Source organism: Pedobacter miscanthi (assembly GCF_003315595.1).
GTDB lineage: Bacteria > Bacteroidota > Bacteroidia > Sphingobacteriales > Sphingobacteriaceae > Pedobacter > Pedobacter miscanthi.
Map to the genome: position 1 here is coordinate 58,741 of NZ_QNQU01000032.1, position 6,171 is coordinate 64,911.

3 protein-coding genes are annotated in these 6,171 nt (G+C 36.9%); 1 reads left to right on the plus strand and 2 read right to left on the minus strand.

The annotated features are described in order from the left end of the window. Positions 1-9: 9 nt before the first annotated feature. Together DRW42_RS25555 and DRW42_RS25560 are read right to left on the minus strand one after the other, a co-directional pair. Entirely contained in the window at positions 10-2,061 is a 2,052-nt protein-coding gene (locus DRW42_RS25555; RefSeq protein WP_113951713.1) for a discoidin domain-containing protein, read from the minus strand. Between the two features lie 2 nt (positions 2,062-2,063). Continuing rightward, positions 2,064-4,157: a sugar-binding protein gene (locus tag DRW42_RS25560; protein ID WP_113951714.1), complete on the minus strand. Its 2,094-nt coding sequence runs from the start codon at positions 4,155-4,157 to the stop codon at positions 2,064-2,066. A gap of 789 nt (positions 4,158-4,946) precedes the next feature. Between DRW42_RS25560 and DRW42_RS25565 the strand changes: the two genes are divergently transcribed. Then, complete coding sequence (locus tag DRW42_RS25565; protein WP_147243810.1) at positions 4,947-5,255, plus strand: hypothetical protein; 309 nt, start codon at positions 4,947-4,949, stop codon at positions 5,253-5,255. The last annotated feature ends 916 nt before the right edge of the window (positions 5,256-6,171 follow it).

Sequence of the window (6,171 nt, forward strand, 5' to 3'; positions counted from 1 at the left end):
ATCATCTTTTTACCACCACCTCTGCATGCCGTTTTCAATACTGAAAATCCTTTCTTCCACACCAGTATTTTTACTTCTTAACCAAAACAGGCCATCTTTTGGTATATTTTGATAGTCAATATGGTAATTGATGGCGGTTTTTATACCTAGGGAAACCCATCTGTTACGCCAGTAATAAAGCTCATATTCTGTACCTGGCATAATGCAGTTTGTGTCATTTCTAGGACAAAATTTTATTTTTAAAACTTTTTTTGCATTTGATTGACCAAGGTCAATGCCGATCCATCCGTCTTTGCTCTGGGCATTCTGATAATAAGTGTTCATATCATTGTCAAATGCTTTATCAATTTCATGTCCTGGCAGCCCCGGCTTTCCCAAAGTTTTACCAATAAGCTGTTCATCCTCACCGTAGCCATAAAATTGTACTTCTGCAATATTATCCGCTTCCCAGCTCCCTCTCTCTGGTGCAACATACCGCAGATACCTAAATTTCTTTGGGTTACCGATCATTACCTCATTCATGTAAAAAGGAAAGTAGTTAATTTTAAATAAGGTATCCGCATCAGAAAAGTCAATCTTGTTTGCTCCCTCAAACCGTCCGCCCTTTAGTGTTTCAGTATGATAGGCCGTATAGGAATGTAATGGATATTTTCTTGCCAGCCTAATGCTCTGTTTTGCTTTTCCCTCTCCGCTCAGCTGGGTTATGATATTTAATGTGTCTGAATAAAAAGGTGGATGGATGGGTATTATTTTTCCGTTATCAAATACAGCGGGAAGATAAACGACGTTATGTCCAAATTGATTAAAAATAACCATTCCATTATTCATCTTTTGTATAGCAACTGGTTTCCAGCCGTTGATGTCAAAAACACACAGGTATGCGACCTGGTATTTTAAAAATTCCTTACTTACCTTGAATGAAAAGATCCCTGTTTTAAGAAAACTATTGGTAATGTCCCTGAAGTTGGTTCTGCGAAATTCCGGTGCAATGTACTCTTTGGGAACATTTTTATTCAGTTCCGCCAGCTCTTCATTTTTGCTATAGGTATACCTGTAGATTTTTGGAATGGTTTTCACATGTTGTACATACATACCCGGTGGCATGTCCCTAACGCTAAAATGGTGTCTTTCTTTGAGGTATTCCGAAGAAAAATCCACTATGCTCCAAGTATTCCTCTGTATATTCTCATTTGTAATCAATTCGGTTTTTGAGCTGCGATCTATCGCATTAACCATATAGTGGCCATTATTCGTGCTTCCCCAATGAGGGATAAAATCTACAGCAACAGGAAGCCCGATGGATCTCATTACAGTTGCAGAATAAAACGTAGTAGTTTCACAGCCACCAATCTTACCGTTAATCACATCACTGATACTTTGAGAAAAGGGAAAATAGCTGTTAAAAAAGACGGTAAAGTTTGTTTGGGTATTTAGGTTCCAGTTCATAAAATCGAATACAGATTTGATGCTCTTTCCATTGGGTGCTTGGTGTGCCATCTGTGCATATTCAGTCAAAAGCTGGGGCCGCCAGTATTGCAGTTCCTCATCCCTTATCCGGTATGGTAAAATATATTCGCAGAAGTCTTGAAAATTTACATCTTTAGACCATGGTGCCTTCTTCCATGCCTCAAAGGCAAAATCGATATTGTTGATTAGGTAACCAGCTGAGATGAGCTTACTGTCCTCTATGGTTTTTGCATTCTTAATTTCAGGGAAACCTACTATCTGTGCCACGGAATCTCCGATATGGATTTTGTCCTCATTGGTTACCCGCTCTTGACGATATGAAAGCGTATCGATGATGGAAAATATATTTGTATATGCACTGATAGAATTCCGTTGATATCCTTTATGGATTGGCATATTGAGAATCAAAAATTTCGCCGCATTGAATTTTAAGCTGTCTTTTGCTTGCGAATAATGGCTCAAAACTTTTATCAACTCACCTTTATTTTTATCTGCCACCTGTAGCGCTTCTTCCAGAGGGGTATTATACTTACTGTGACAGGAGATGAACGTGAGGCAGATGCCAAAGATTAAAACTATAAATAAGGGCTTCATACTTAATAGTGATTCGAGGATAATTTATAAATTTGGGCTCCATATAGACCAAACGGAGGAACTGGCCCGTAAAATCCCTCAAAAGAATGGCCTTTATCAGATCTGTAATGCAGTTGATAAGAACCTTTTTTTATATTTATTTTATCGTTAACAAAAAATGAAGGCATAAAATTTGTCACATTGCCCTGCATTTTCCAGATTATTTCACCATTACGTGAATCGGTAATCCAGCATTTGTCCAGTGTAAGGATACCCGCTTTATTCTTGCAGTTGTCAGTTACCTCTATTAAAAAATAGATGTATTCCTTATCATAAAGGGTTTTAAATCTGGCAGAACTGTCAAAAGCAGTCGATTTTCCAATATATGGGATAATTATTGGTGAAAAGGATGCCCTGTCCCATACTTTATCGGAGAGACCGTCGATCAATGGCGCCTTATTGGTTTTCAAACAATAGTTTCTAAGGGAATCGGTTCTCCCTGTCTTGTCCGAAAGCATAATCTGTCCATATTTTGAAGCATCGTTCCAGTATTCATTTGATCTTACGACCCATGATATCATACTTTTGCGGTAATTTTCTTCAAGGTCACTATCGCCAATAAAAAGATTAGCCCCTATTTTTTTTTTCTTGAGAGGATCAAAACCTATCGCCAACCAAGGTATCCGTGTCTCTAAAACATAAATGTTTTCCTTGGGATCGCTAAACACAAATCTTATTTCAGGATTCAGATATGAGCTATCTGTTAGTTGTTTATCTTTCATCCCACTAACAGTTTTTAGCCCATAATTGTACTGGAAAAGATGTAGGTCCTCATATCTGATGTCCTGTGGAGGAATATTTTTATTTAGGTATATCTGGATGTGATCGTAGTTTTCAGGATTAGCAATATAATCATCTTTCATCATCATTTGTCCGGCACCAAAGAACTCTAATATCGTGTCCCTATCGATTTCAAAAGGAACAACAATATTCTGGTTATCGGGAACATAGTTTATTTCAGCTATCGGTGAGGAGTGGAGGTAAGAAAAGGATGGGGAATGATCAAGGCAGCGATCATATAAATTATAAAGACTGCGGGCCTTCTTCTTATTGCCTGAGTATTCCTGGAACCTAGCATAAGCAAGAAGTTCGCGCGTCAAGAAAATGTATGAAGGCAAGCCTTTTGCTTTGGCAAAAGCACGCTCTATTTCATTCAGTCCCTGACTGTAATTTATATCGTTAATTTCCCTGGGAATAAATAAAGTTTTGAGCACCGTAAGTGCAAAGGGAGATTGTAACATGTCCCTTTTATGTAGAAAATCTGTTCTGAAAATATCCACCTTATTGTAAGCAATGGAGATGAAAAGGTCGCGATCCAATGATTTAATAAAGAGAACAGTCTTATCTTTCAGGTCGAATGATGCCCATAAAATGGTTTCTTTTTGAAACTTAAAAACATTCCAACCAAAGAAACCGGAAAGATTACGTGTATACCAGGTCGGGATAATGTTCTTGATGGCCGTATCCCGATAACTGTATTCTATGAAGTTTTTGTTGAAATAATTTGACACAGAAAAAGCGTTTTTCAACACAGATGTTATGGTTGGTTTTTTTTCCAGCTTGAGCGTTCTGTTTTTGAAAACACTAAGAAGATCGGCATGCTTACCCCGCTTAAAATTAATCGTTTTACCGATTATGCTATTTAATAGCTCTCTTTTGTTAAGCCACGGCGATGTTTGATCCGACTTGACGAATATCAGGTCTCTAGCCGTGATTGAGTCAGTCCTGAGGCTAGGAATAATTTCTTTTAGCTTTAAATGTTCATTGATCAAAAATTCCTTTATCATCATATTTAGCAATATTGGACCTGAAAAATTATTCTCAATGCTATTGTAATCCTGAATAGAAAGTGCCTGGTTTTCGTTTTGAAAATGTGAATCCACAACCTTATCATGATGACAGACTAGGTAGGACAGGCCGGTAATATGTAGATTTTCAGCAGTGTGTGTGATGGCGGAAGCAATGTTTTGTGTGCGTTCTCTATCCTTACTGCAGGAGGCAAGTGTGATGATTATTAGTGAAATAAGAAGAATATTGTTTTTTTTTAAAGAGAGCATTAGAAATGATTTTGAGGAAAAAATACTTGCTGTTTTAGGGCAGATGATGTTTTTTTTTTTTCGTTGTGAAGACCTAAGTGAGCGTATATAAGAAAAATCTGATCTCTCTTAGCTATTGTATTAAAGTACTAGGCATGAAATATCATTTGCATAGTCAGTTTAATGTTTTTTGCTTTATACTTTATGCCATTAAAAAATTCTTGGTTTCGGCACACAGGGACCTCCATACATTGAATAGCAAAAGCAAAGGGGGAAATGCCTAAAATATTTAATTATTTTTTTCATGAGCTTAATTTATTTTTTCCATCAGAACATGTGGTAATTATTCAGCAGCGCTTCAGGAAGGAAGTATATTTTTTATATATCTGGTCAGTTACACATTATACCTTTACTGGCGGCTAGCTAAAATACATGGATTAGTTGGTGTCCTAAATAGACATAACATGCAAAAAGATGGATAATACGTTCATATGAAATAAATTCTTAATTCTTTCATGAAGACAGTCACGTAATTCCTGTCACCCAATAGAGTGAATGTAACAACAAATGCTTTAACTTGGACAATTCATCTTTCGTGGGTAGATGCTGATGCGATAATTATGCCTGATGGAACTGTTTGTAGTTCAACTTAGCACCTCCGACACCCTAGATTTGACACCACAGGAATCTAGGTCGTTTAGCTATAATATCGCCAGCTTCGTACCTGGCACAGTATACCATGGACTCACGGGAGGAAGCATGGACATGAAAGTAGAAGCCAATTGGACAGAAACTATTAAACCATAAAAAATGAAACAGTATATCTTTTTTCTAATTACAATTTTGTCTATGGCCGGTTGTGGCAATAATTCAAAAAACAGCAAACAATCAGATGAATTTTATACAGACAAAGGTGGCATGGATTGGGGGCGGGTTCCAATTATTAAGCCATATGAAATAGTTACACTTAGGCCTGGGAATTGGGGTGTTAGATCTGTTGATGCCTCTGATGTACGATTAAGTATACCAGGTGTCAGGTCAGTAAATGATGTAGATTCTATTATCTTCATTTCTGGAGAAAAAATGATTTTGAACGGTCCAGAGATTGAGGCAGCCTGATTTGTGATCAATTTTAAGAACCATAAAGTGCTGGGCTTTAAGGATCATCAGGACTACTTTAACAACCTACATTCCATTGGGATTGATAATGAACCAAAATTACTTGATGTGCGAGAAGTTTCCCAATATTTCCTCAAACATGATACGGTTGATTGGAAAGGCATTTCAATATCCTTAGGCAATAACTTAGATCTACCTATAAAAAGATTATTCAGGATTAAGAGATTCGCGGGAATAATATATTTAAAATTGGCAACTTATAGAAATGACGGATTCTGCTTTTTCAAAGAAGTTATTCATTATTTGCAACAAAAAATATTATTGACTATCTTTAACTTAGTCAATTACAGTCAAATAGTTGCAAAAAAATGGTGAGCATATAGTGAGTTGGCAAGCGTCTTATAATTTAAAATATTCATTATCAAAGATATAGGTTTTCGGTTCGAGTCCCGTCCATTCCGCAACAAAAGCCTTAACTTGAAAAAGTTGAGGCTTTTTTGTTTTCGCCGGGTTTCATATTCTAGCCCAAACTCTGGCATCAAGGATGGATCAAGCGGAAAAGTTGGGGGGGTAAATAAATAATTTGTTTCTTTTGTAGTTTATAGCAATTACAAATTTCCTTGAGCCAAGCCGAACAAACCCTTATCAGTTTTTTATTATTTAGCTACAGCATTTGAGTAGGATGCTGTATAAGTACTGGTCTTAATTCTTTTTCAGTAAAGCAGGTGAGCGTGCTATTATATAGGTGTATTCCTGCTGTCCACTGCAAAGCTTCATAGCAGTTAATCAATTTCAGCCTATATATAGGATAGAGGTTTTAAACCAGATAGTGTTTTCTTTTTTTTCAGTAAAGCAAGTTCCGTGCTACTATATAAGTGTGTTCCTGCTATCCGCTTCAAAGCCTTGGCTCGTTCCT

What these genes read in the sequence shown, in the direction of transcription:
- DRW42_RS25560 (WP_113951714.1), bottom strand. Translation starts at nt 4,157, where the DNA reads ATGCTCTCTTTAAAAAAAAACAATATTCTTCTTATTTCACTAATAATC.
- DRW42_RS25565 (WP_147243810.1), top strand. Translation starts at nt 4,947, where the DNA reads ATGAAACAGTATATCTTTTTTCTAATTACAATTTTGTCTATGGCCGGT.
- DRW42_RS25555 (WP_113951713.1), bottom strand. Translation starts at nt 2,061, where the DNA reads ATGAAGCCCTTATTTATAGTTTTAATCTTTGGCATCTGCCTCACGTTC.